Origin of the sequence: Lamprocystis purpurea DSM 4197, assembly GCF_000379525.1 — a bacterium.
Lineage (GTDB): Bacteria > Pseudomonadota > Gammaproteobacteria > Chromatiales > Chromatiaceae > Thiodictyon > Thiodictyon purpureum.
Genome location: NZ_KB902477.1, coordinates 1 through 1,275, shown reverse-complemented (window position 1 = coordinate 1,275; position 1,275 = coordinate 1). Strand labels below are relative to the sequence as shown.

The window sequence follows — 1,275 nt, the reverse complement described above, 5'->3', positions numbered from 1 at the left end:
ACGACCCGAGGACTTTATGATCCTACCCACGTAATATGGACACAGGCCTAAGCGAGGTTCTTGTTTTCAAATTGTTCCGGACTGAGGCCGCCACACCAACTGTGCCGCCGCCACCGATTGTAATCACATTCGATATAATTAAACACCGTTGCCCGCATTATTTCCCGGCTGATAAAGTGTTCTCCATGGATACATTCCACTTTCAGCGAATGAAAGAAGCTTTCCACGCAGGCATTATCGTAGCAGCAACCTTTTGCGCTCATACTTCCACGCAGATTATGCCGCTTCAGTTGCGCCTGATAATCTGCTGAACAGTACTGGCCTCCACGGTCCGTGTGAACGATAACGTTCCGGGGCCTCTTACGCCGCCACAGCGCCATCTGCAGGGCATCGCAGGCCAGTTGCGCCGTCATGCGTGGCGACATTGACCAGCCAATAACGGCACGTGACCACAGGTCAATGACCACTGCCAGATACAGCCAGCCTTCATCTGTACGTAAGTACGTGATGTCTCCTGCCCACTTCTGGTTCGGGCCACTGGCGTAAAAATCCTGCTCCAACAGATTTTCTGACACAGGCAGGCCGTGTGCGCGGTAGCTGACCGGGCTGAACTTCCGGGAGGCCTTTGCCCTCAGTCCCTGACGGCGCAGGCTTGCCGCCACGGTTTTTACGTTAAAGGGGTAACCCTGAGCACGCAGTTCATCCGTCAGGCGTGGGGCACNGTAACGCTGTTTTGACCGGGTAAAAGCCGCGAGGACAACGCTGTCGCAGTGTTGGCGGAACTGCTGACGCGTGCTTATCCTTGTCCGCCGCTGACACCACGTATACCAGCCGCTGCGGGCCACCCGGAGCACGCGGCACATTGCTTTGATGCTGAACTCAGCCTGATGTTTTTCAATAAAGACATACTTCATTTCAGGCGCTTCGCGAAGTATGTCGCGGCCTTTTGGAGGATAGCCAGCTCTTCATCCCGTTCTGCCAGCTGGCGTTTGAGACGTGCAATCTCGGTAGACATCTCCAGTTCACGTTCAGAAGACGTCTGCTGATTTTGCTGTTTACTGCGCCAGTTGTAGAGTTGTGATTCATACAGGCTGAGTTCACGGGCTGCGGCAGTAACACCGATGCGTTCAGCAAGCTTCAGGGCTTCACTGCGAAATTCAGGCGAATGCTGTTTACGGGGTTTTTTACTGGTTGATACTGTTTTTGTCATGTGAGTCACCTCTGACTGAGAGTTTACTCACTTAGCCGCGTGTCCACTATTGCTGGGTAAGATCA

At 53.5% G+C, this 1,275-nt stretch carries 1 protein-coding gene; it reads right to left on the bottom strand.

What is annotated here, in order from left to right; translation table 11 throughout:
* Positions 1–47: 47 nt before the first annotated feature.
* Positions 48–1,210, bottom strand: a protein-coding gene (locus tag A39O_RS38300) for an IS3-like element IS3 family transposase (RefSeq protein ID WP_211211569.1) whose coding sequence is annotated in 2 segments (ribosomal slippage) — positions 48–952 and positions 952–1,210 — 1,164 coding nt in all. Because the reading frame shifts where the segments join, the coding sequence is not laid out codon by codon here.
* Between the last annotated feature and the right edge of the window lie 65 nt (positions 1,211–1,275).